At 44.9% G+C, this 25,313-nt stretch carries 20 protein-coding genes; 9 read left to right on the top strand and 11 right to left on the bottom strand.

What is annotated here, in order from left to right:
* Nucleotides 1-20: 20 nt before the first annotated feature.
* The 5 genes from V7Q33_RS06615 to V7Q33_RS06595 form a co-directional block, all read right to left on the bottom strand.
* Entirely contained in the window at nt 21-1,139 is a 1,119-nt protein-coding gene (locus tag V7Q33_RS06615) for a prolipoprotein diacylglyceryl transferase (RefSeq protein WP_331976295.1), read from the bottom strand.
* A gap of 84 nt (nt 1,140-1,223) precedes the next feature.
* Nucleotides 1,224-3,056, bottom strand: a complete 1,833-nt coding sequence (nadE, locus tag V7Q33_RS06610; protein ID WP_331976293.1) for an NAD(+) synthase — start codon at nt 3,054-3,056, stop codon at nt 1,224-1,226.
* 243 nt (nt 3,057-3,299) lie between these two features.
* Nucleotides 3,300-4,031, bottom strand: a complete 732-nt coding sequence (rnc, locus tag V7Q33_RS06605) for a ribonuclease III (protein WP_331976291.1) — start codon at nt 4,029-4,031, stop codon at nt 3,300-3,302.
* A 224-nt stretch (nt 4,032-4,255) separates the two neighbouring features.
* A complete protein-coding gene (gene fabF, locus V7Q33_RS06600) occupies nt 4,256-5,503 on the bottom strand; it encodes a beta-ketoacyl-ACP synthase II (protein ID WP_333819323.1) in 1,248 nt (415 codons plus the stop codon).
* 37 nt (nt 5,504-5,540) lie between these two features.
* The gene (locus V7Q33_RS06595; protein WP_025537672.1) at nt 5,541-5,780 is read right to left on the bottom strand and encodes an acyl carrier protein; all 240 of its coding nucleotides are present in this window, start codon (nt 5,778-5,780) and stop codon (nt 5,541-5,543) included.
* A gap of 114 nt (nt 5,781-5,894) precedes the next feature.
* Here V7Q33_RS06595 and V7Q33_RS06590 point away from each other — a divergent pair, with 114 nt between their 5' ends.
* Both V7Q33_RS06590 and pyk read left to right on the top strand, forming a co-directional pair.
* On the top strand, nt 5,895-6,317 hold the full coding sequence (locus V7Q33_RS06590) for an IPExxxVDY family protein (RefSeq protein ID WP_331976282.1): 423 nt from the start codon (nt 5,895-5,897) through the stop codon (nt 6,315-6,317).
* A gap of 63 nt (nt 6,318-6,380) precedes the next feature.
* The gene (pyk, locus tag V7Q33_RS06585; protein ID WP_331976280.1) at nt 6,381-7,811 is read left to right on the top strand and encodes a pyruvate kinase; all 1,431 of its coding nucleotides are present in this window, start codon (nt 6,381-6,383) and stop codon (nt 7,809-7,811) included.
* A gap of 190 nt (nt 7,812-8,001) precedes the next feature.
* Here pyk and V7Q33_RS06580 read toward each other — a convergent pair whose 3' ends face one another.
* Genes V7Q33_RS06580 through V7Q33_RS06570 form a run of 3 tightly spaced genes read right to left on the bottom strand, consistent with a single transcriptional unit; the run spans nt 8,002 to nt 11,036 of the window.
* Complete coding sequence (locus V7Q33_RS06580) at nt 8,002-9,060, bottom strand: NAD(P)H-dependent glycerol-3-phosphate dehydrogenase (protein ID WP_331976278.1); 1,059 nt, start codon at nt 9,058-9,060, stop codon at nt 8,002-8,004.
* Nucleotides 9,038-10,735, bottom strand: coding sequence for a 1-acyl-sn-glycerol-3-phosphate acyltransferase (locus V7Q33_RS06575; protein WP_333819356.1), 1,698 nt, complete (start codon nt 10,733-10,735; stop codon nt 9,038-9,040). Before V7Q33_RS06575 ends, V7Q33_RS06580 begins: the two co-directional genes overlap by 23 nt.
* A 58-nt stretch (nt 10,736-10,793) precedes the next feature.
* Entirely contained in the window at nt 10,794-11,036 is a 243-nt protein-coding gene (locus V7Q33_RS06570) for a hypothetical protein (protein WP_331976276.1), read from the bottom strand.
* 957 nt (nt 11,037-11,993) lie between these two features.
* Between V7Q33_RS06570 and V7Q33_RS06565 the strand changes: the two genes are divergently transcribed.
* The 3 genes from V7Q33_RS06565 (at nt 11,994) to fabD (ending at nt 16,247) form a co-directional block, all read left to right on the top strand.
* Complete coding sequence (locus tag V7Q33_RS06565) at nt 11,994-14,918, top strand: gliding motility-associated C-terminal domain-containing protein (protein ID WP_333819321.1); 2,925 nt, start codon at nt 11,994-11,996, stop codon at nt 14,916-14,918.
* Nucleotides 14,905-15,312, top strand: a complete 408-nt coding sequence (locus V7Q33_RS06560) for a thiol-disulfide oxidoreductase DCC family protein (RefSeq protein ID WP_331976272.1) — start codon at nt 14,905-14,907, stop codon at nt 15,310-15,312. The genes V7Q33_RS06565 and V7Q33_RS06560 overlap by 14 nt, the downstream gene beginning before the upstream one ends.
* A gap of 62 nt (nt 15,313-15,374) precedes the next feature.
* Nucleotides 15,375-16,247 carry an ACP S-malonyltransferase gene (fabD, locus tag V7Q33_RS06555; protein ID WP_333819320.1) on the top strand — a complete coding sequence of 291 codons (873 nt, stop codon included), beginning with the start codon at nt 15,375-15,377 and terminating at the stop codon, nt 16,245-16,247.
* A 77-nt stretch (nt 16,248-16,324) separates the two neighbouring features.
* Here fabD and folK read toward each other — a convergent pair whose 3' ends face one another.
* Entirely contained in the window at nt 16,325-16,807 is a 483-nt protein-coding gene (gene folK, locus V7Q33_RS06550; protein ID WP_331976268.1) for a 2-amino-4-hydroxy-6-hydroxymethyldihydropteridine diphosphokinase, read from the bottom strand.
* A gap of 77 nt (nt 16,808-16,884) precedes the next feature.
* On the opposite strand from folK, the gene sppA reads away from it, so the two are divergent.
* Nucleotides 16,885-18,639, top strand: coding sequence for a signal peptide peptidase SppA (gene sppA, locus V7Q33_RS06545; RefSeq protein ID WP_333819319.1), 1,755 nt, complete (start codon nt 16,885-16,887; stop codon nt 18,637-18,639).
* Between the two features lie 22 nt (nt 18,640-18,661).
* Nucleotides 18,662-19,639 carry a biotin synthase BioB gene (gene bioB, locus V7Q33_RS06540; protein ID WP_333819317.1) on the top strand — a complete coding sequence of 326 codons (978 nt, stop codon included), beginning with the start codon at nt 18,662-18,664 and terminating at the stop codon, nt 19,637-19,639.
* A gap of 816 nt (nt 19,640-20,455) precedes the next feature.
* On the opposite strand, the gene V7Q33_RS06535 is transcribed toward bioB, so the two are convergent.
* Together V7Q33_RS06535 and V7Q33_RS06530 are read right to left on the bottom strand one after the other, a co-directional pair.
* Nucleotides 20,456-20,623: a hypothetical protein gene (locus V7Q33_RS06535; protein ID WP_331976262.1), complete on the bottom strand. Its 168-nt coding sequence runs from the start codon at nt 20,621-20,623 to the stop codon at nt 20,456-20,458.
* 29 nt (nt 20,624-20,652) lie between these two features.
* Nucleotides 20,653-20,781, bottom strand: a complete 129-nt coding sequence (locus V7Q33_RS06530) for a hypothetical protein (protein WP_331976260.1) — start codon at nt 20,779-20,781, stop codon at nt 20,653-20,655.
* A 106-nt stretch (nt 20,782-20,887) separates the two neighbouring features.
* On the opposite strand from V7Q33_RS06530, the gene V7Q33_RS06525 reads away from it, so the two are divergent.
* Both V7Q33_RS06525 and metG read left to right on the top strand, forming a co-directional pair.
* Nucleotides 20,888-23,038: a tetratricopeptide repeat-containing sensor histidine kinase gene (locus V7Q33_RS06525; RefSeq protein WP_331976258.1), complete on the top strand. Its 2,151-nt coding sequence runs from the start codon at nt 20,888-20,890 to the stop codon at nt 23,036-23,038.
* A gap of 71 nt (nt 23,039-23,109) precedes the next feature.
* A complete protein-coding gene (metG, locus tag V7Q33_RS06520; protein WP_331976256.1) occupies nt 23,110-25,197 on the top strand; it encodes a methionine--tRNA ligase in 2,088 nt (695 codons plus the stop codon).
* Nucleotides 25,198-25,313 lie beyond the last annotated feature (116 nt).

The raw sequence follows: 25,313 nt of genomic DNA, 5'->3' as shown, positions 1-25,313 counted from the left end.
CTTTTCCGAAAATCCGGATTTTAGGATGCCTTTTTTCGGAACGACATGATCAGGATAATAATACCTGCCAGAATCAACGGGATGCTCAGTATCTGTCCCATGTTCATGGGTAAAGTATCTTCGAATGATTCCTGATTTTCTTTGAGGAATTCAAAGAGGAAACGCATCGGCCATAACACGATCAGGAATATACCGAAGATTCTTCCGGGCACCAGGTTCTCTTTGTATTTCATCCAGATCATGAGAAGCACCAGGAAAAGTATTACACACGAGAAAGACTCATATAATTGAGCCGGATGCCGCGCAATACCCATAGTATTGATCTTGGCTACAAAACCATCTTTGTCGGGTTTGGCGATCAGGTAATCCAGGTGCATAGCAGATTCATGATCGAAAAATTCATCCAGTTGAGCTGTCAGCAGCGTGCGCACTTCTCCATCGAGCAGGCGATTGATCTGCAACTCATTGGCAGTAGGTTTAAAGAAAATATAGATCGTCATGGGCACTCTGCCGTTGGTGCCTTTTGGAAGCGTATCATTTTTTATATAGGCAACATCGTCTACAATGCCGTCTGTATCAATGCGTTTGTCGTTCAACGCTTCGGTTAAGCGTCCGGTAAATACAACGCCCCACGGTTTATCGGTAGGTTTACCAATGATCTCGGAATTGAAATAATTACCCAGGCGAATCAATGCACCGGTAAGGGCTACAAGTATAACAATGCGATCAAGTACCTGCAGATAACTTTGTCCCGGTTTCTTTTTACGGCTATATAACCACATGGCCAGCAGAATACCAATAGCGCCACCGTGGCTGGCAAGCCCTTGAAGACCAGTAAAGCGGAATGGATGAAACTCAAACGGCAGAAATATACCCAGCGGATCCGTCCAGATAATTTCAGGCTGATAGAATAATACGTGGCCCAGACGAGCGCCCAGAATCGTGGCTACCACCATGTAGATCGTAATTGTATCTACATCTTTTTCAGGCTTGCCTTCTTTGCGATACATATAGTATAGTATCTGCTGGCTTATAAGGAAGCCAAGCGCGAAAAACAATCCATACCAGCGAAGAGCAAACGAACCGAATGAAAATATCTCGGGACTTGCGTTCCAAATGATGTAACTCAGTATAGCCATAGCAGCAAATATAACAGAAAGCTGAAATCAACAAGCCTGCCTTTGCTGTCGGCTACCGAAAAACTGCCATGTATTAGGAGAATATTATCCGAGCATTTCCAGCTCCTCCTTAAACGCCGATGACAGTATCGGGAAACGGCACCAGGTGCGCGGATCAACATTCAGGTCATCGAGGTGGAAGGAAGGAGCGATGCGCTCGCGTTTCCACTGGTTGGCCGACCAGAGGCGGAAGAACTTTCGCAACCAGCTCTTGAGCAAGGCTTCCGGATGATGGAACTTCATGCGCTCATAAACCTGCAAAGGTGATCGCCTTTCCAGTATAGCATATCGCTCTATTTCCGCTAGTACAGTATATGGCATCAGATCGTCTTCATCGGTCTGGTTGCGCTCCAGCGGACGCAGCTCGGCTGTTGGCTGTAAATTATTGACGGCATGGAGACCGCCGTGATGCAGATTACTTTCCGCCCAGCGCAGCCATTGGAGTATAAATATTTTACTGAGGCCTGCAATAGGGGCAAGGCTTCCGCTGGTATCTCCATCCATCGTGGCATAGCCTACATCGCCTTCACTGCGGTTAGACGTGGTGAGCAGCACAGCACGCTTTACATTGGCCAGCATCCAGATGATGGGCGAGCGTGAACGTGCCTGTATATTTTGTAGTGTTACGTCATCTTCTTCCCAGGTAAGCTGGCGCCCGATGGCTGTTTCAATTTTATGTGAGTAGGCATTTACTTCATCATCGATTGTCCAGTGATGAAATTCTGCACCGATAGAATCCGCCAGTTCTTTGGCAGCCTGAAAAGTATTGGTAGAAGAATTACGGGTGCCCTGATAAGCACACGTCAATAATTTTCCAACCGCTTCCTGCCATTGACTGGCTTGTATATTCAGCGCCTGGCAAACAGCATCCCAGCCCAATTCCGTACTGGCGCGCTTCACCATTTCAGCTACCAATACAGCACATGAAGATGAATCGGCACCACCACTCAGCGACAATACAAAACCTTTTGCTTTGCTCTTGCGCGCATAGTCATATAGTGCGAGTGCTACAGCTTGTGTAAGTTCTTCGTTTTTATCTTTTGTATCGAGCGATGGAATTACTTCGCTGTTGGCTACATCGGTAAAATCTACCTGACAAGCCAACACTTGAAAGCGCTTAAAGGACAGGCGCTTGTTTACCGCGAGCATTTTTCCTTTGTGTGCAATAATAATATCGCCATCGTATATCATGCGGCCTGCCTCGTTGCCGAGGAGGTTTGCAAAGAGGTATACACAATCGAACGTAACCGAGCCATCGCGCACCACTTCCTGCTCGCGCAGCAAACTCTTGCCCATCGCAAAGTGACTGGCGCTGGGATTAAAAATCAAATCTACTCCCCGCTCTTTCAACCGGTAGCCCGGGCGATAGCTTCTTCTCCAGCCGTCTTCGCATATCTCGAAGCCAAACGTTATGCCTTCGGCTTCGTAGATCAGGTCACCTGCCTGTACTGTTTCGTTACCAAGATTTATATCAACAATACGATTCGGTATCCATGGATCGAACCACCGTGGTTCGTAATGCACACCATCGCGCGCGAGATTTTGTTTGAAAGTAATGCCGAGTATTTTTTGATTACGGATAACGCAAGAGCCGTTATAGGTAATGCCGTTGAGTCGCACGGGAAGTCCTATACATATAGTGATGTTAATACAATGCCCACGAATCTTCAGCACTTCCTGCCACGCACGCTCAGCAAGCCAGTCACTCAGAAACAGATCTTCGCATCCATATCCCGTTACACACAACTCCGGAAAACACAAAATCTTTACTTCCTGCTTCTGTGCTGCGGCAATAGCACTGATAATGTTTGCCGTATTGTTACTCCAGTCAAAAGGAATCTGGTTTACAGTTGCTCCGGCTATTTTCAATGTGCTCATATAGTTTCAGCGTTATCGGTTAACCGTTACACGTTAATAGTATAGATAACGGTTACGAAATACGATATTGGACCGCTTGATAAATAACAAATATGAAGATTAATTTGTCACGCCAGGAAATGTTTTTCCATAGACGTACACAGATACCTTCTCTGTGTAACGTTGCGTCTTCTTTGTGTTCCTTCGTATAACAGGATTATTTCAGTAGATCAATATCTCAGATAACGGGTAACTATTAACTGATTACGATAAAAGATCCAACATCTCACACGTTTTCAAGGCTGCGTCTTGCTCGGCTTTTTTCTTGCTGTTGCCATAGCCGGTGCCTTTGGCTTCATTGTCTACCAGCACCTGGGCAGTAAACTCTTTGTGGTTCTTGCCCTTTTTGACGTTGAGTATCTCGAACTTTACTTCTTTGCCCTCGCGCTGTGCCCACTCAATGATTTTACTCTTAAAGTTGGAGTTAGAATTCACCAGTTCGTCAAGATCGTAGTTGGGGTTGATGAGTTTATCGATCACAAACTTCTTGGTGCGCAGGTATCCTTTGTCGAGGTAGATGGCGCCTACAATGGCTTCGAGTGTGTTGCCAAGTATAACTTGCTGCAAGTGGGCGTTCTTTTGATCGTATTGAACAATATTACCGATGCCGATCTTGCGGGCCAATAGATTGAGTGTTTCGCGGTTTACAATCCGCGAACGAATCTCAGTCAGAAAGCCTTCTGATTTAAACGGGAATTTCTTGAAGAGATAGTCTGCTACAGCAGCTCCGAGAATGGCATCGCCGAGATACTCCAGTCGCTCATTCGACTCTTTAAAACCCTGGCCATTTTCCTTGGCAATAGAACTGTGAACGGTTGCCAAGCGATATAGCTCAAGATTAGAAGGAGTAAGGCCCGAAATGTTCTTTATGGCCCTGATCAACTTCTCATCGTTCTTCGATTTCCCTTTCGGAAGTTTAAGGATTTTCCAGACCAAGCTATGTTAATTCATTTTTAGTCGGATGCTAATTTAATAAGATTCTTTGTATTAATGCGTGCAGGAGTATCGTTACAACATGTTTCGTTATTTATCTAAAGTTATACGTCATGCGCTGCTGCTACCGGCTGGTAATCACTGTGGGTATACAGGCACAAAGAACCCTTTGAGCATAAGCTTTATGCCTATGTTCCCAAGTATAGTGATAAAGTTTCTGGAAAAGATCAGATCTTCTTGAAGACCACCGAAAAATTATGACCACCAAAACCAAACGTGTTGCTCAGGGCAATATTTACCTCGCGCTTTTGAGCTTTGTTAAAGGTCATGTTCAGTCGGGGATCAAGATCCGGATCGTCTTCGAAGTGGTTGATGGTAGGCGGCACTACGGATCCATGGATAGCCATGATGCAGGCTATACTTTCAATGGCACCAGCGGCTCCCAGCAAGTGTCCTGTCATGGACTTGGTAGAACTGATGTTCATCTTATAGGCATGTTCGCCGAATACTTTTTGTATAGCGCGAATCTCACCTATATCGCCCAGCGGCGTAGAAGTGCCGTGTGTATTGATATAGTCAATTTGTTCCGGCTTGATTTCAGCATCTTCCAGGGCATTGTACATTACCTGAATGATACCGGCTCCTTCCGGGTGGGGAGCTGTGATGTGATAGGCATCGGATGACATACCGCCACCGATTACTTCTGCATAAATTTTAGCACCACGTCTTTTGGCGTGTTCGTACTCTTCGAGTATCAATGCACCGGCACCTTCACCCAATACAAAACCATCACGGTCTTTATCGTATGGACGGGAAGCTGTTTCCGGAGAATCGTTACGCTCGGAGAGAGCTTTCAGCGAGTTGAATCCTCCAACACCGGCTTCGCATACGGCAGCTTCCGAACCTCCGGATACAATGATATCTGCCTTGCCTAACCGCAGGTAGGTGAATGCATCGTACAGCGCGTTGGTAGAAGAAGCACAGGCCGATACCGTTACATAGTTAGGCCCGCGGAAACCATATTTAATAGAGATGTGACCGGCAGAAAGGTCTGGGATCATTTTAGGAATGAAGAAAGGATTGAAACGGGGAGTTCCATCACCTTTGGCATACGACTTTACTTCTTCCTGGAAAGTTAATAAACCTCCGATACCTGAACCCCAAATTACGCCTACGCGGTTTGGATTAAGCTCAGCTATCGGAAGGTTTGCATCTTTTATAGCCTCATCCACCGCCACCATCGCATACTGAGTGAACGGGTCCATCTTGCGCGCTTCTTTACGATCCATAAAGTTGCCGATGTCGAAGTTCTTTACTTCGCAGGCAAACTTTGTCTTAAAGAGCGTGGCATCAAAGCGTGTTATGGGAGCTGCTCCACTTTTTCCGTTCTGTAATCCATCCCAATATTCCTTTACGGTATTGCCGATGGGTGTGAGTGCACCAAGTCCTGTAACGACTACTCGCTTTAATGTCATGATCTGTGAAGTGTGGTTGTATGAAGGCAGTGGTCAATTATTTCTTTACGTTTTGCTCCAAGTAAGAAATGGCCTGGCCAACAGTAGAGATATTTTCAGCCTGGTCGTCAGGAATAGAAATATTGAATTCCTTTTCGAACTCCATGATAAGTTCTACGGTGTCAAGTGAGTCAGCTCCCAGATCGTTGGTGAAGCTAGCCTCAGGAGTAACTTCAGATTCTTCAACACCAAGTTTTTCGATGATGATCTGCTTTACTTTTTGTGCAATTTCAGACATGTTTTTAAGGTTTATGATTTAAAAATCAGTTGCAAAGAAAGAGATTTACGTGAATATTATCAAACTTTTTTGAATAGGCTCCCGGGCTCAATAAGGAGTAAATTTGCCGGTAAAATGAAGAAAAGCAAACTTGTTATCGACTATGAATACGACTTTGAACTGTTAGGACTCACCTCAACAGCACGGGGTTACAAGCTTGCCTGGGAGATCAATCAGGCACTTCATGTTCAGCTTGTAAAACAGCCCGATTTGGTGGTTGGCTTCAAAAATAATGAAGAAAAATATTTTTCTTTTTATGCTTATGAAACGCAGATCAATCGTTTGAAACTGTTCAAAAACAAACCTTCGGAGGGAGAGCCCGGAAAGTATTTTTTAATCCCTGAATTTCCTCACTTCGATTTTATAATTTTGGCGGCTATGAAAGATCAGTACACCCATCCGCAGTTGCTGGAGTTGATCAAGTCAATATCTTCTGTTCAATTTGTGACCTTCATTCCATTGGAGGGTCTCAAGTCTAAATCAAACTTTATTTTCTGATCCCCGATGCACACTGGTCTTCTTCATATTAACCATCCTCACGAATTATCATCTTAAACCTTTATGCTAGAAAAAGTATCGTACAACAAGACTAAAATTGTTGCCACTGTAGGCCCTGCCTCAAATTCAAAAGACATGCTGCGCGCATTGATTAAAGAAGGAGTGGATGTATTCCGTCTCAACTTCTCGCACGGCAAGCACGAAGATCATTTGAAAGTGATTCATTTTGTTCGTGAACTGAATGCAGAGCTTGGCACAACGGTATCGCTGCTGCAGGATTTGCAAGGTCCGAAGATTCGCATAGATGAAATGGAACCGGGTACGGTAATCGAACGTGGTCAGGAACTGATCATTACCATCCACGACCTCGTGGGTAATCGCGAGATTGCCAGCACTTCTTATAAAAATCTGCCGAAAGATGTAAAGGTTGGCGATATGATTCTGGTGGATGATGGTAAGATCGAACTGAAAGTAAAAGAAGTACGTGATACAGATGTAGTAACTGAGGTTGTATACGGTGGACCACTAAAATCACGCAAAGGTATTAACCTGCCATTCTCAAAAGTATCGGCTCCTTCATTAACAGAGAAAGATCTGGCCGATCTTGAATTCGGATTACAGAACGATATTGACTGGATTGCCCTTTCCTTTGTACGCAAGGCATCTGATATTCAAACACTGCGTGGTATCATTGATTCAAAAAAATCAAATGCCCGTATTGTAGCAAAGATCGAAAAGCCGGAAGCGCTGAGTAACATCGATGATATCATTGCTGCTACCGATGCAGTAATGGTGGCGCGTGGTGACCTGGGTGTGGAGATTTGGCTGGAAGAAGTACCCATGGTACAAAAGATGTTGGTTGAAAAATGTAACAAGGCCGGTAAACCGGTTATTGTTGCAACGCAGATGATGGAAAGCATGATCGAGAACCCTCGCCCTACACGCGCAGAGACTAACGATGTGGCCAACGCAGTAATGGATGGTGCTGATGCTGTAATGCTTTCTGCTGAAACGGCTGCCGGTAAATATCCGATCGAAGTTATTCGAAGCATGGTGCGTACGGTTGCTTCTGTAGAGAAGAGCCCGAACATATACTATCGCTTCCGCGAAGTGAATAAAAATTCACCAACCTATATCCACGATAATTTTGTGTTGGCGGCTTGTAAGCTGGCAAAAGATGTAGGCGCAAAAGCCATTGTAGGAATGACGCAATCCGGTTACACCGCGTTCCAGTCATCCGCTTACCGACCGAATGCAAACATCTTCGTGTTCACTTCTAACAAATCACTTCTCAACAAGATGAATCTTGTATGGGGAACACAAGCATACCACTACGACAAAACCAACTCTACCGATGAAACGATCGCTGACGTTGAAGCCATCCTTAAGAGGGAAGGGCATGTACAGTCAGGCGATTTGTTTATCATTCTTGCGAGCATGCCTATCCAGGAAAAGGCACGCACCAATACGTTGAAGATTAATGTAGTGAAGTAATCGCTCGCTATATTTTAGCAAGGATATAATGAAGAAGCAGGTTTGAAAGAGCCTGCTTTTTTTGTGAGTAGTTATCCCCGGTGATGTCAAGAAATAAATCCAATAACACAAAGGGGTACGAAGAAGACACAAAGTTACACGAAGAGAATGCCTGTTAACTAGTAACGAATAACGTGTAACTGATAACGGTTCAAAGAAAGTCAATATCTACATTCAGCGGATAGCGCATTAAATAACGCAGTGCCTGCTTCATGGTGAGGTCTTCGAAAAGCACTTGATAGAGTGTATTGGTGATAGGCGCTTTTACTTTGTAGTAGTCCGCGCATTTCTTGGTAATGCGTACGGTATTTATACCTTCAGCCACTTCATCGGTACTCGCCAATATTTCTTTCAACGTCTCACCCTTGGCAAGGCGGTGGCCAATGGTAAAGTTACGACTCAATGAGCTGTTGCACGTTGTAACCAGATCGCCAACACCGGCTACTCCTAAAAATGCTTTGGTGTTGCCGCCAAGTGCGCGGCCGAGGTATATCATCTCCACCATTCCGCGACTGATCAGGAGCCCTTTGGCATTTTCGCCATACCCTAAACCGCTGAGGGCACCCGCTGCTATCGCGATGATGTTTTTGAGGACACCGGCAAGCTCTACACCAGTCAGATCATTGTTGCCATATACCTGAAAGTGATCGCTGCGCAGCAGTTGTTTACCAAGCGTAATGACTTCATTGAAATGACTCGCGATAACGGTGGCGGCTGGTTGATTGGCGGCAAGCTCTTTTGAAAGATTGGGGCCTGCCAAACATCCCACCCGTACCACCACGCTTTCTTCCATGATTACTTCGCTCATGGTTTTCACCTGGCTCCGGTTGAGCTTGGTAATAGACTCCACACTTTGACCATTGGTAAGTGTAAGGTCAAATCCCTTCGTGCCGTGAATGAGTATATGATAGGGGTGGAGGTAAGGCGATAATTGTTTCATCATCGAGCGAAAGTGCTCGGACGGAACAATGGGGAACAATACATTACACTCACTCGCAATAGCTGCAAGATCATTGATCGGCTCAATGTTCGGGTGCATGGCATGGCCGCGGTTTTCACGCGTTTGCCGAATGCGTTCAATTACCTGCTCATCGCGTGCATATAGCAATACCTTTCGGCGCTGCGCCAGGAGGTTTGCTACCACACTGCCGAAGTTCCCTGCTCCGATTACGCCAACCGGTTTATCGTCAGATAAACTTCTCGAGGTCATAGCCAACCAGCCTGTTGTGATAGTAATATAATGTATTGAAGTCCTTCGTGATGATGTTTCCTTCGCGATTCATCAGCAACGGCCGTTTCAGGTGGAATATACCAACGTTGTCAAGACCATGGCGAATTACCAGGTCTATTTTTCCTTTCAGATGCGTGGCATGATATACTTTGCCTTCTTCCTTCAACTTATAGATATGCTTGCGTATGCGCTTGCAGGTTTCGCGAAACTCTTCGTATGGAATTACCTGGTCTTCTTCCGGCAGGCGCAGCAGCCCGAACAGATCGAGCTTGGGATGTTTCTTCTGCCACATCTCGAATGCAACAAAGGCCACCAGGTGACTGGCAAATACGCGATTGATGCGGTGATATTCCGTGACAATCTTCTGGCTGAGCATACGGGTATATTCATCTTCACGCTGCTTGTCGATGGTGATCTTCTCATTGCTGATGAAGTAATCACGTGTGTCAATAACCCGGCCCTGTGCATCAAGGCTGTTACCATCATCATCCACATAATTACCCATTACATCGAGCCCCCGGCCAATCGATACGGAAATATTAGAACCTTTTGTAAAGAATTTGAAAAGGAACTGAAGCAATTGCCAGCTTCCATATTTATCCTGCTCGGGCAGGTAGCGATCCTGACCTTTTACCGATAAATAATCATCAATCAGGTCCGGAGCTTCCAATACAAAATGATAGTTCAGGGTTACGGGCACTACAAAAATTTTGCGTACCTCTTGTTCGCTGGCAGCAGCATCGAGATAGAGATTGCGTTGTGCTTCCACAGCCGAGCTGAGCAAGCCGAGCTTCAATTGCTTTTCAATCAGACCAGACCTTGAGCGTGTGCCTCCCGGAAAGAACAAACTGTGTGCTCCCTTCTGAATCGCCAGCGTAGAATATAGCTTGAGCGTTTCCAGGTAAGGAAGGTTCTTCTTGCGTCGGTCTACTTTGTAGGCGCCAAGACTATTCATGAAGTATGCAAAAATCTTGATGTTAAAGAGATTCAATCCGGCCCCATATATAAAGGCAGGCAGACCCAGTGAGTGGATCACCCATCCGATCAGAATCGAATCAAGGTTACTGAAGTGCGTGGGCACCATAATAACCGTACCCTTAGTAGCGAGGCTTCGAAGCTGTTTTACCTTTCCTACAATATGAATCTTATCGCGCAGCGTATAGCGGTTGCGGAAGAATGCTCCGAATTTCTTTACACGCGCGCCATTAAGCAGACGTGAAAACCAGAACTTAACAATCTCGCGTGTTACTTTATAAGAGCTTGCCTTGAAGTTGCCGGCTATTTCATTGGCGTAGCGCGAAACGATGCGATGCAGAATTTCTTCGGCTTTCACCTGCGCTTCCTCTGTGGGTTTGGTATCGAGACCTACCAGCTCATCTTTTATGGATGCCCAAAAGCGCGGTTCATCCACCGGGTCAACACGCCAGCGGTTGCGCTTCATGCGCTGTTGCTCACGGTAAACCGTGGTTTGCAGCTCATCAATAAGTTGCTTGGTGGTAGGGCGTAATTCCTTAACACGGGCAATAGAGGTCTGAGCAACCTCTTCTATAAATTCCTTGCGGTTTTTGCTAAGCTGGTATACAGGCCAATCAGGTATACCTTCCAGAATAGGCTTGTACTTCTTATTCTTATTTTTCTTCTCTACGACTTCCATTCGGGGACGCAAAATAGTGAAAAGTTGAACGTTATCGGCTATCCGATAAATCTTCGGGTTACCCGAGGCTGTTCAGCCTTGCTGCCAGGCTGTTCTGCATTTCGTCAAACCGGATCAATGTCTGCTGGATAAACTGCTCGTCAATCAACGTTCGAAGCTCCGATTCGGCAGTAATATCATATTCATTGATCTTAAAAGTTTGTTCCAGTGGTCCGCGTTCAAACTTGATCAGGTAGCGGCTGTTCCAGGCAAAGAGCGTGATCTTGCAATCGGTATGTGGGATTTCTCCTACTACACGCATAAGCTGTTGGGGTTTAAAAGCGCAAAGTTCACGCTTTGATTGAAAAGGATCAAACCAAAAAAGAAACAGAGTCTGAAAAACAACGGATATGCTACCAGTTGCTCAAAAGGTTAATGATACAAAACGATGCTTTGATGAGAAAGGGGTGGACTTGAAAATTTTCAGGATTCCTGAAGACTTCGCTGTGTCTTAATGCTGGTCAGCTCTCGTTCCAGATTTTTATAAACCGAGCTGTTGTGAAGTTGATCAAGTTTCATTTGACGGATGAGGCGTTGAAGTTCAAGCTCCCGTTTTTGCAAGGAAACCTTCAAAGCTTTCGGATCAGAATTCATGGTGAAGTTAGATAGGGTTTAATTTGATTGTAACGAAGATATCAGATAAAACCGGAAGAGTAAAAGATATAGCTGGAAATTTTTAGGAGACACATATTTACCAATCGCTGTAAAGTAAAGCTGGCAAATGAAATACGGCGATGCTAAAGATATACTTTACGATCTTTTGATTAAGAAAAATAGCCTCGAAAACTCTCCGTTTCCGATAACGAAGAAGAACGATAACGTGGTAATTTAATGTGCTGCTCACGTGCAAGTCAGAGACGTATGCAACCAGGTGCTTTCACAGGGCAGAAATCTGTACCAGAAATTGAAGCGAAAGCAGTATTAAACAATTCAAAGAGCTTGGTAAAATACCCTGCGCTTTTTCCAGAATGTAGCTCACAGGTTACGACACTTCCGCAGCGCTAAACGTTGGAATGGCTATCAAGAAAAGAATTTACTCTCCCCCGAATGGTGACAAAAAACCTCAGAAACAAGAATAAACTGCATTTCATACCGTTAAAGTAGTTGACCTTTTATCATAGCCCGTAACATTTTATATTGTAACTTATCTTAATCTTTTGATGTTGATCGGTAGGACAATACATTTACATCCATGAAGGCGCCCTGTTTAACCCGAAATATGCTGAGAGGAATTTATCTGGTCTGTTGTTTCATCTTGTCCACGATAGCAGCACATGCCACACACTTGCGTGCCGGTAACATCATAGTGAAGCGGGTAGGAGATTGCAGCGCCCGGAAATATAGTATCACGGTTATAGCCTATACCAATACACTGAACACCAATGTTCTTTTTGGAGGCGATCAGGATTATCTTGATTTCGGTGATAAAAGCCCTCGGGTGTTGGTGCCGGAGATTGGTCCAGGTCACCCCAACTATACAGTAATTGATGCGCAACGCGGTATAGCCCGCGCATTTTATACCATTGAGTGGACTTATCCAGGTCCTGGCCGCTACACCATCAGCTACGTTGAGCCTAACCGTAACGAAGGTGTGGTAAACATGGATAACTCTGTTAATACAACGTTCTATATCGAGACACAGATCGTGATCGATCCTTTCCTGGGTTGCAGCACGCCTCCTGATCTGCTTATTCCTCCCATCGACCGCGCATGTTCCGGTAAAGCTTTTTACCACAACCCCGGTGCGTACGATCCCGATGGAGACGACAGCCTTTCGTACGAAATGGTGATTCCGTTCAGAGATCGTAATGCTACCGTGTTGAACTATGTAGCACCAAACGCTCAAAAATTCTATACAGATTATGCTACCGGCAATGAAACAGATGACGGACCACCAACCTTTGGTATAAATCCGCTGGACGGAACGATAACGTGGAACGCACCCGGAGCTGCGGGGGAGTATAATATAGCATTCATTGTAAAAGAGTGGCGCAAGGTGCTAGGCAAGTGGATTGCCATGGGCTACGTGAGGCGCGATATGCAGATTATTGTAGAAGATGATTGCAATAATCAGCGCCCCGACCTGCAGGTGCCCAAAGATATTTGTATAGAAGCAGGCAAGACGTTAAAGGAAACGATTATCGGTACCGATCCGGATGGCGACAAAGTAAAGATTGAAGCGTTCTCGCAGATATTCGAATTTATACCAACGGAATCGCCCGCTACGGTATCGCCAGACCCTGCGGTGTTTCAGAACACACCGGGTAAACTGAATTTCGTATGGAATACAACCTGCGATCACGTGCGTGAGCAACCGTATCAGGTCGTATTCAAAGTATCTGACAGTCATAGCGGTAATGGTGTAAGCCTGGTTACCTATAAAACCTGGCGTATAAAAGTTGTAGCCCCCGCGCCTACATGGAAAGATGCGCAGCTCGATGTCAGCAAACGAACGGCTACAATAAAATGGGATCCTTACTACTGTACCAATGCCGAAAAGATACAGATATGGAGAAAGGTAGATAGCACATCGTTTAGACCAGATAGCTGTGAGACAGGCATGCCACCAGGTTTAGGCTATACAAATATTGCCACCATTGCGGCAAAGACTGCTACCGGTGCACAGGTTTCACAATACATAGATACCAACGATGGTCAGGGCCTTGCTCCGGGAGCGATGTATTGCTATCGTATTGTAGCCACTTTTGCATTGCCCGAGGGAGGGGAAAGTTATGTATCGAAAGATACCTGCGTAGGACCTATACCGGCTGATGTTCCTATTATTACGAATGTGTCCGTGGTGAAAACCGGAACAGCTGATGGACAGATGCGCGTCAGTTGGAAACGACCGTTTGATGCAGACAAAGCATTATATCCACCACCGTATAAATATGAAGTATACCGTGCTACCGGCTATACCCGCAGCACCGATTCAACTTTAGTAGCGACACTGAATGGTGATACAACGTTTATTGATCAATCGCTCAATACAGAGGAGACAGTATATAATTATAGCGTTGTAGCATATTCCCCCAACTCTCCGTTGGCTAATAAATTTGTAGGTGCATCAGAAGTAGCATCGGCTGTCAGACTTGATTCGAAATCACAGGTGGGGCAGATTCAATTGAACTGGACTGCCGTAGTACCGTGGTCGAACCAGATACAGGCATATCCGCGCCACCTGATCTATCGTGGAGAAGAAGGTGTTGGTGAAGAAAATCTGGTATTGATCGATAGTATAGATGCGTTGGTAGACGGACTACAATACGTAGACAAAGGTCAGTACAACAACACACCACTGGATGAAGGCAAAACGTACTGCTATAAAGTGATGACGCGTGGAGGATATGGTAACCCGAAAAAGATACCGGAACCACTCCTGAATTTTTCGCAGATGATCTGCGTGCAGCCGGGCGATAGTATTCCTCCGTGTGCACCTATATTATCCGTTGATCTTTTGGATTGCGACCAATTCAAACTGGACAAGAACTCATGTCAGGGCGGTACCTATACCAATACGCTCACCTGGTCGAATGATGCGTCTAGCACTTGCCAGGCAGATATCAGCAAGTATAGAATATACCGCTCTGCTGTAATGGGAGGAGATGAAAAAGATGATATTCTCATTGCTGAGGTTGATGGAACAACTACATCGTATATCGATGGAAACCTGCCGTCTTTTGCCAGATGTTATCGCATCTCCGCTGTAGACCGCTCGGGCAATGAAGGTAAGAAGAGCACTCAGGTATGTAACGACAACTGTCCATACTACGAACTGCCTAACGTATTTACACCGAATGATGATGGCAAGAACGATGTGTTCAGTGCTTTCAATATCCGCGAATACCTGATCGGTTGTGGTGAGAATTGCGATCCGCCACAGCGCCTGATCGAGAAGTGTGCGCGTTTCGTAGAGAAGGTGAAGTTCAAAGTATTCAACCGCTGGGGGCAGGAAGTATATTCCTATGAGTCGGGTAGCGAGAATAGTATCTATATTGACTGGAATGGAAGAGATTCAAAAGGAGTGAAGCTTTCACCTGCGGTATATTATTACGTAGCAGAAGTGACGTTTACTACACTGGATCCGGGCAGCAGCAACAAAACATTTAAAGGCTGGGTACACCTGGTTGATGGCGGACAATAATCATATTGTTGTTTTGTTTGACGGGGTCTGCAACCTCTGCAATAGCACGGTACAATTTATCATCAGACGAGATCCCTCGGGTATATTTCGATTTGCCTCGTTACAGTCAGTGTATGCCCAAACATTGCTGAAGCAGCTGGGTATTCCATCCAATCAGCTTTACAGTATTATTGTAGTAGAGAATGGCGTTGCATATCAGAAAAGTGATGCTGTGTTAAAAATTGTCCGGCATCTTTCCGGGGCGTGGTCGTTGTTTGCAGTGTTCCGCATCGTGCCGAAATTTATCCGCGATGCGTTTTATACAGGCGTTGCCCGGTACCGCTACCGGGTTTTTGGAAAGAAGGAAGAGTGCATGATTCCCACCCCTGAGCTGAAAGCCCGGTTTATCGATTAGAGGCCAACGCTTTTCACCTTTCAGCTTTTTACTATTTTTGACGCCGTATTGAAAAATCAATTATGAAGGCATACGTATTTCCTGGGCAAGGTGCACAGTTCACCGGTATGGGTAAAGATCTGTACGAGTCCAATGCAAAAGCAAAAGAGCTGTTTGATAAAGCAGACGATATTCTGGGCTTCAAGCTCACGAAGATCATGTTTGAAGGAACAGCCGAAGAGCAGAAGCAGACTAAAGTGACACAGCCCGCCATCTTTCTACATTCAGTAGCCGTAGCGTTAACGAATGATTCATTCGCTCCGGATATGGTTGCCGGTCACTCCCTTGGAGAATTTTCTGCCCTCGTGGCCAATAAAACATTGTCATTTGAAGACGGTTTGCGTCTTGTAGCCAAGCGCGCTGCAGCCATGCAACATGCATGCGAGGTCAATCCCTCAACCATGGCTGCCATTCTTGGACTGGATGATAAAGTAGTGGAGGATGTATGTGCTTCTATTGAAGAAGTGGTAGTGGCTGCTAACTATAATTGTCCCGGCCAATTGGTAATTTCCGGATCGATAAAAGGTATAGATATAGCTTGCGAAAAGTTGAAAGCAGCAGGTGCCAAGCGTGCCTTGCCCCTGCAGGTAGGCGGAGCGTTCCACTCACCCTTGATGGAACCTGCCCGCGAAGAACTGGCAGCAGCCATCGAGCAGACTACATTTGGTAAACCTGTATGTGTCGTATACCAGAATGTAAATGCATCGCCCGCCACAGATATAACTGTGATCAAAAAGAACTTGATTGCCCAGTTAACCGCGCCCGTGCGCTGGACTCAATCAGTACAGGCTATGGTAAAAGACGGAGGCAAGGTATTCATCGAATGCGGCCCGGGAAAAGTATTGCAAGGCCTCGTGAAGAAAATCGCTCCGGAAGCAGAAGTATCAAGCCTTTAGTGTGTTTACGTGTGTACGTTGATACGTGTCTACGTAAACACGCATGAACGTACACACGTGCCAATGTATTCTACGTGTTAACGCTTAATCACCGGTAGTTGATCTTCGCAGTGTTCCAACAATTCGCGAATTGTTTTTTTGTATATCGGGTGAACGATGTCTGCTGCTATTTCTGCCAGTGGAATGAGCGTGAACCGGCGTTGAGCCATCGCAGGATGCGGTATGGTAAGATTAGTGGTCGCAACGATACAATCGTGATAGAGAAGTATATCGATGTCAATTACACGTGTGCCCCATACTTCTGTGCGCCTTCTTCCCATCTGTTCTTCAATGCCGAGCGTTGCTTGAAGGAGCGCCTCCGGAGCCAGCGCTGTATCAATCGCTATTACTTCATTATAGAAGTCAGGCTGATCTGTTTTTCCCCAGGCGGCAGTCTGGTAGGTAGAAGATTGCCGGGTTATAGTGCCCACCTGTGCAAGGATTAATTCTTTCGCTTTTGCCAAATTCTGCTCGCGGTCGCCAAGGTTGGTGCCAAGCAGGAGAAAAATACTGCTATCCATGAAATTCTCTACCCTGCAAACATACTTTTTTATTCGGATGCGTATTGCTTAATTTCGAGCCTTAAAGACAGATTATTATGAATTTTTGGAAAAGCTTTTTTGCTGCATTTTTGGCACTGGTCCTTTTCACAATTGTATCCTTCATTTTGCTGATTGGAATTATCGGTGGAATAACTGCAGAGGAGGAAGTGGTCGTGGCCGAGAACTCCGTGCTGCATTTAAAACTGGATGCCCAAATCACCGAGTTACAGGCTGAAAATCCATTGGCAGGTTTGCCGTTTGGTAGTGAAGCACCGAAGATCGGATTGCTGCAATTGAAGGAAGTAATTCAACATGCCAAGGAAGATTCCAGCATTAAAGGTATATACCTCGAAGTAAGCTACCCGATGGCTGGTTTCTCCACCATTGAAGAAATACGCCAGTCGTTGATTGATTTCCGCAAAGGCGGAAAATGGGTAGTAGCCTACAGCACCGTGATGTCAGAAGGAGCTTATTACCTTGCTTCGGCTGCCGATAAAATATATTTGAATCCGGAAGGTGAGATCGAATTCAATGGACTCACCATCGAGATCTCATTCTTCAAGCGTTTGTTCGACAAACTCGAGATTAAACCGGAAGTATTCCGTGTAGGGGAATTTAAAAGTGCAGTCGAGCCTTTCATACTTGAAAAAATGAGTCCGGAGAACAGGCTGCAGCTTACCGAGCTGGCGAATTCTGTTTATGGATTTACCCTGAAACGCATCAGTGAAGCACGAAATATACCGGTAGAAAAACTGAAAGAGATTTCTGATAAAATGTTAATCAGAAATGCTGCCGATGCCAAGAGCTACGGGCTGGTAGATGAACTATATTATCAGGACCAGTTTATTGATAATCTCAAAGGACGACTCAGCCTGGGCGAGAAAGATGACATCGAATTCATTCGCTATGGTAAATATCGCAAGAGCGTTCCCGCTCATAAGAGTTCAAAAAATGAAATAGCCGTTATTGTAGCCGATGGCACTATTATGCCTGGTAAAGCTAATGATGGAGAACAAGTGATTGGAGCGGAAACTTTTGTAGAAGAGATACGCAAGGCAAGAACGGATGATGATATCAAGGCCATTGTATTACGGGTTAATTCACCAGGCGGTGAATTCAGAGCATCGGATATGATGTGGCGCGAGATTCAACTCGCTACAAAAGCAAAATCCGTAATTGCATCGATGGGCGACTACGCTGCTTCCGGTGGATATTACCTGGCAATGGGTTGTGATACCATTGTAGCACAACCGCACACCATAACGGGCTCTATCGGTATATTTGGAATGATGTTCGATATGAGCGGCTTCCTCGGCAATAAACTTGGAATTACATTCGATGAAGTTCGCACCGGAGAGTTTGGTGAAATGTTTACAGTATCCCGCCCGTTGACAGAGGCAGAGAAGAATTACTGGCAGAAAAGTCTTAATGATCACTATGAAACCTTTACAGGCAAAGCCGCAGAAGGTCGTGGTGTAGCCATAGAGGAGATCAAGAAAGTCGCTTCCGGCAGAGTTTGGTCAGGTGCGCAGGCACAAGAGCGTAAGCTGGTAGATATACTTGGAGGCTTTGACGATGCAGTAAAGATTGCGGCAGAGAAAGCCGGTGTTGCCAGCGACTATAAAATTCGTTTTTATCCCAAACATAAACCTTTCCTCGAGCAATTGATCACACAGCTTGAAGACAACGCGAAGACTGATGCCATAAAGTCGGAATTGGGTGAGTCCTATATCTGGTATCAGCAATTGAAAAAGATCAATACCTATCAGGGAGCACAGGCACGCATGCCCTTTGAAATTCAACTACACTAACATTAACCAACCGAGTATATACATGACAGTCATACGCAATAACTGGACACGCGAAGAGATCGCAGCAATTTATAATCAGCCTGTGCTGGAGCTAATTTATCAGGCAGCAACCGTGCATAGAACATATCACGATCCGCAGGAAGTGCAGGTATGTACATTGCTCTCTGTCAAGACCGGTGGATGTCCCGAAGATTGCGCGTATTGCCCTCAGGCCGCACGTTATCATACCGATGTAAAAGTGCAGAAGCTGATGGAAGTAAAGGAAGTGATTGATAAAGCTCTCGAAGCAAAAGAATCCGGAAGTACTCGTTTTTGCATGGGCGCCGCATGGAGAGAAGTTCGCGACAACCGCGACTTTGATAAAGTTATAGAGATGGTAAAGGGTGTAAATGCAATGGGCATGGAAGTATGCTGCACATTGGGCATGCTTACACCTGAGCAGGCGCAGAAGTTGAAAGATGCAGGCCTCTATGCTTACAATCACAACCTCGATACCAGCGAAAATTTCTATGATGACATCATTACCACGCGCACATACCAGGATCGTCTGGATACACTGGAACATGTTCGAAAGGCAAAGATTTCGGTATGCTCTGGTGGTATCATCGGTATGGGCGAGCAGGAAAATGATCGTATAGGTATGTTGCTGACGCTGGCAACACTGCCAGAGCATCCTGAATCAGTGCCTGTAAATGCACTGGTGCCTGTAGAAGGAACTCCTTTGGAAGATCAGGAGAAAGTATCGGTGTGGGAGATGGTGCGCATGATTGCGACAGCACGCATCATTATGCCGAAAGCGATGGTACGGTTATCAGCCGGTCGTGTGCGTATGAACCTGGAAGAGCAGGCGCTATGTTTTATGGCTGGTGCCAACAGTATATTTGCAGGCGATAAGCTTTTAACTACGCCGAACCCGGGCTTTATTAAAGACCAGGAAATGTTTCAGCAATTGCAATTGAAGCCGCGTAAGTCTTATAAAGAAGAGCAGGTAGCTTTTTAATCCAGTACTATATAGCTCGCTATATCAAACCTTTTCGGAGTATTCGAAAAGGTTTTTTTGTGTTCGTTCAATGCCAGTTTATATACTATTCTTGAACAGATAAACTCCAAACCAGTTGTGGTCGTGTTACACTTTGCTTTGTCTCAGCGCTCAATTCTAAACATTCCTATCCATCAATAATGGTCGCGAACAGAGGAGAACCTGGCCATTAAAGCTGCCGTTAAAATGGCTTATAAATCAGCCAGACATCGACAATGTTTGTTTTTTCGAAAAATACAGCGGTTACCTTGAAACAAATGCTGAAGTGCCACTTAAAAACCCGTGAATCAACATATAAATAGCGAATATTCATCGTATAATTACGATTTAAGGGTGTTATTTTTGGTCGGAAAAGTTAGAAATATATCCTTAAAGTATTACTTTAACACATATGTATTACATACCTGAGCAATACATTTAAGTCATGTTGTCTTAGTCTCGGTACGTATCAGACCTATGAAAGCTTTGCTTATCATGGATGAGAATTGATTAAAAAACCAATTCAGGTTCACGGTAAAGGGCTTATTAAGTCGGATAAGGGGTAAGTAGAGGGAAGAAGTATAAACATAAGGTTAAATATCTTTGGTAACTCACAACTCTTTCATGGATTAATCGGGCTGATCCCGTACCACAATTTTAGCTACCTCGTTCAGGAGTAGCTACGTGTATGCATTTTATGAAAATATATCTATCCCCGGGAGCAACGATGTGCTTCAGAGGATAGATACTTAAATGTTATCAGGATAGTATATCGGGTACGTTGCGGAGGAACAAGAATCAGAGCTTGTCTTCCATGGCAAACCCGCCAGCAGGTTCGTCAATGATTACTCTTTCTGATTTCTGCTCAGCATTTTTCCGAACACCTTGTTTCTTTACAGAGGCAAATGAGAAAGATAAAGTTACGACTGCTGCTATAGCAATCAGTCCGAATGTTTTTGTTTTCATAGTGGTATTTTTAGTGGGTTGAAGGAGAGTTATTTTGTTGGATCGCTTGCTCCACCACCGCCGTTATCTGACTGAGGTGTTACTTCTTCTTCGGTACACGAAACTGTAACACTAGCAACAGTAAAAGCCAGCATAATGATGTAAAGTATTTTTCTCATATGTGATAGTTTTAGGTATTAAATTCTTATTTGTTACTTAAATTGTACCCTAAAGATGATCGGTTTGAAATTGTTTTTTATCGTAATAAAATTTTGAAAATTACCCGTGTACCAAATACTTTTTAAACAAAGCAGGCTCACTTTATTTTTTCTGTTGTTGGTCACTGTATATTATCCTGCATATAGCCTGGATAATCAGAAAGTAGATTCACTGAAAAAAGTGTTGGAGAATTCTTCCGGCGCTCAGCGCTATGAAGTACTGAGTGCGTTAACGCTTGAGCTGGTGGATGTCGATAATCATAGTGCATTGAATTATGCTACGCAGGCAAGTGATCTGGCAACAACACTGGGTGATAGTGCAAAAATTGTAAAATCCTATAGACTGCAGGCGCAGGTACTGCGAAGGTTGGATGATCTGAATACAGCAATTGATATTCTCATCAGAATTTTACCGATAGCAAAGCGGAACAAGTACCTTGACGAAGAAAAAAAAATTCTGAATGGCCTGGCGGTGGTGCACATGTTTCGCGCAGAATATGATGAAGCGCTGAAGTATCATTTTCAGTCACTTGTTATTCGCGAACGTGAGGGAAAGAAGAATGAGATAAGCATTACGCTTAATAATATAGGCCTGGTATACTTCAAGCTCAAAAACTATGAAACAGCGATCAGCTATTATGAAAAAGCACTCGCATTAAAGCGGGAAGTAAATGACTCGTTCGATCTTGATCGCCTGCTCATCAATATGGGATTGTGTTATAATCAATTGAACAATTACAGGCGGGCGCGCGATTTTATAAATGAAGGATTAAAAGTATGCGATACTGCCTGTAGCAAGAGCATTCAGATAGAAGGTAAATTCGGATTTGGTGTATCGTACTTTATCGAGGCCAAAATGACTGAAGATGCCGCAACCTATGAAAATGCAAAAACTTTTTTCTATAACTCGTATGAGGTAGCAAAGGAAACAGACAACAAGCGCTGGCAGCTCGAGAACCTTGTTTATCTGGCAAAGATATATGTACGCTTGAATGAAGTTCAAAATGCAAAGAATGCACTGACAGAGGCTGAGGCCATTGCGCAGCCCACCGAATATAATCTTCTTTTGATCGAGATATATAAAGGATTTTCAGAACTGTTCAATAAAACAAAAGACTTCGCCCAGGCGGCTTCCTACCAGGAAAAGTATATACACCTGAAGGATAGCATTTATAGCGAGGCATTGCTCAAAAATTTTTCGAGAATACAAACAGAATATGCAGAGCGCGAAAATATAGCCACCATTGCTGCGAAAGAACAGGTGATCAAACAGCAGCGCGATCTGAATATAGCAGTTGCAGTTATTGCTATACTCGCTGGCTTGCTGGTACTGGTGTTGCAACGAAGCAACCGTACAATCAAGCGAGTAAACGCACAGCTCTCGGAAGCCAAAGAGATAATTGAAGAACAGAATAAACTGCTCGAGAGTAAAAATAAATACCTCGATAAGGAAGTTGAATCGAAAACTGAAGACCTGGAACGCGTCAACCAATCGCTCAAGCAGGTGAATGATGAGCTTGATAACTTCATCTATAAAACTTCGCACGATATACGCGGGCCACTCGCAAGCTTGAAAGGTATGTGCAACGTTGCCCTGCTGGATGTAAAAGATCCTGTAGCACTCGATTACCTCAGCAAGCTCGATACTACTGCCGAACGTCTCAATACAATTCTTACACGTCTTTTAATTATCAACCAGATCAATAACTCGAAGCTGAGTGTTGCTCGTATCGACTTCGATGCGATTGTAAACGATGTGTTGTTGCTGGAGAAGAAGAAAGGATTGCCACAGAAACTCAGGATACAGCGTAACATTACCAATCAGACAACGATCCTCTCCGACAAGGAACTGATCCGGATTGTTTTGGAGAATCTGATCGACAATGCTATCAAGTTCTATAATGACTCAGATCGCGTTGATTCGTTTGTGGAGATTCACATCAGCTCCAATGAACAGGGCCAGGTAAAAGTCCGCGTAATCGACAACGGTATAGGCATCAGTGAAGCGAACCCCGGAAAACTTTTCAGGATGTTCTTCCGGGCATCAGAGCGGTCCGAGACAGGCGGCATAGGCCTCTACATCGTGAAAACTGCTACGGCCAAGCTTGGAGGTCGCGTAGGGCTGCTCACCACGCCCGAAGGGTTTACAGAGTTCTACGTGGTCTTCCCGTCAACACCTCCCAAACAAGACGAGGATTCCGAGAAGCCGGCCATCTGATCCGGAATTTTTTTACCTCCTTTTCTATTATCATCTTTGCACGCTCGTGCATGTAGCTATTGAATACGATCATGACTGAATTTAAGCGATATACTATTACAGCCGCGTTGCCTTATGCGAACGGCCCTCTTCACATCGGACACATCGCCGGAGCATATTTACCGGCCGATACATATGTGCGTTACCTTCGCCTGAAAGGAGAAGATGTAGCCTTTATCTGCGGATCGGATGAACATGGCGTAGCCATCACGCTGGGTGCGCGCAAAGAAGGTGTAACACCAAGGGAATTTGTCGATAAGTATCATCATTTGATGAAGAAAGCGTTTGAAGATTTTGGAATTGCTTTCGATATCTATTCACGCACATCAAATCCTGTGCATTATGAAACCGCACAGGAATTTTTTAAAATCATTTACGACCAGAACCTTTTCATTGAAGAAACTTCCGATCAGTATTATGATGAGCAGGAAGGAATCTTTCTGGCCGATCGCTATATCATTGGTACATGTCCCAATTGTGGTAACACGAATGCGTATGGTGATCAGTGTGAAAAATGTGGTACGAGTTTAAGCCCAAAGCAGTTGATCAATCCACGCTCAACTGTTTCCGGTAAAGCGCCTGTATTGAAGCCCACAAAGCACTGGTATTTTCCGCTGGATAAATTTGAGGGCTGGCTGAAAGAGTGGTTGATTGAAGGACATAAGGATTGGAAAACCAATGTATTTGGCCAATGTAAATCATGGCTTGACCAGGGATTGCAGCCTCGTTCCATCACGCGTGATCTCGACTGGGGTATACCCGTGCCGCTGCCGGATGCTAAAGGAAAAGTATTGTACGTGTGGTTCGATGCTCCCATTGGGTATATATCAGCCACCAAAGAATGGAAGCCAAACGACTGGCAGAAATACTGGAAAGATCCGGAAACACGTCTGATCCATTTTATAGGCAAAGACAATATTGTTTTTCATTGTATCATTTTCCCGTCTATGCTGAAGGCAACAGGTCAATATATACTTCCTGACAACGTGCCTGCCAACGAGTTTTTAAACCTCGAAGGAGAAAAGCTTTCTACATCAAGAAATCATGCAGTGTGGCTTCATGAATACCTGCAGGATATGCCGGGAAGGAGAGATGAGCTTCGTTATGTACTCACCTCGATATCGCCCGAGACGAAAGATGCTGACTTTACCTGGAAAGATTACCAGCAGAAAGTAAACAGCGAGCTGGTATCGATACTGGGTAATTTTGTGAATCGTGTAATGGTGCTCACCTGGAAATACTTTGACGGTAAAGTTCCTTCAGAGCATGAATTGCCGGCCACAGACGATCGCAGAAAAAAAATCTTAGCGCTATACAATCAGGCACACATCGATCTGAATAAATCGGTGAAGGAGATGGCTGATTCGCTGAAGAACTTCCGGTTCCGTGAAGCACAATTCCAGATGATGAACCTCTCGCGTATCGGTAATAAATTTCTGGCTGATACAGAACCCTGGAAGCTTGCCAAAGAAGACATGGAAGCCGTTGGGTGCATCCTGAACTATGCATTAACAGTAGTAGGAAATATAGCGCTTGCCGCGGAGCCGTTTTTACCAGACGGTGCTGCCAGCATACGCAAGCAACTCAACAGCGAGCTGCTGGAACAAAGCCGCAAAAAGTTCTGGGAAAAAGAAGAGCTGGTGCATGTAGTATCACAAGGCCATCAGCTGGGCAACGCAGAATTGCTATACCGGAATGTTGAGGATGCTGATATCGAAAAACAAGTAACACGTTTGAAGAAACCGCAGGCCACAGCATTACCGGCTGCAGAAGGTTCTGTGAAGCCGCTGAAGCCTGAGATTGCGTTTGATGATTTCGCAAAGCTTGACATCCGTATAGGTACTGTGGTCTCTGCCGAAAAAATGGAGAAGTCAAACAAGCTGCTCAGGCTGCAAGTAGACGATGGCTTTGGTACACGCACCATATTGAGCGGTATAGCGCAACACTATACTCCTGAAGATATAACCGGCAGACAAGTAACCTTTATCGCGAACCTGGCACCTCGCAAAATGATGGGCACTGAATCGCAGGGCATGATCCTGATGGCCGAAGATAAAGACGGCAAGCTGAGACTCGTACGCCCGATTGATGAAGTTGCACCTGGATCGGCAGTAAGCTGATGGAGACAGTTATACGTTACAGGTTAATTGTTATCCGGAAGAGTATATTAACGATAAACCTTAACCGGTAACCGTCTAAGGACACGTCTGGCAGCTCGCAGCCAGAAGCTCCCTGC

This window comes from Ohtaekwangia sp., from assembly GCF_036786105.1.
Taxonomy (GTDB): Bacteria; Bacteroidota; Bacteroidia; order Cytophagales; family Cyclobacteriaceae; genus Ohtaekwangia.
The sequence above is the reverse complement of the archived record's forward strand: the minus strand, read 5'-3'. Positions and strand labels throughout refer to the sequence as shown.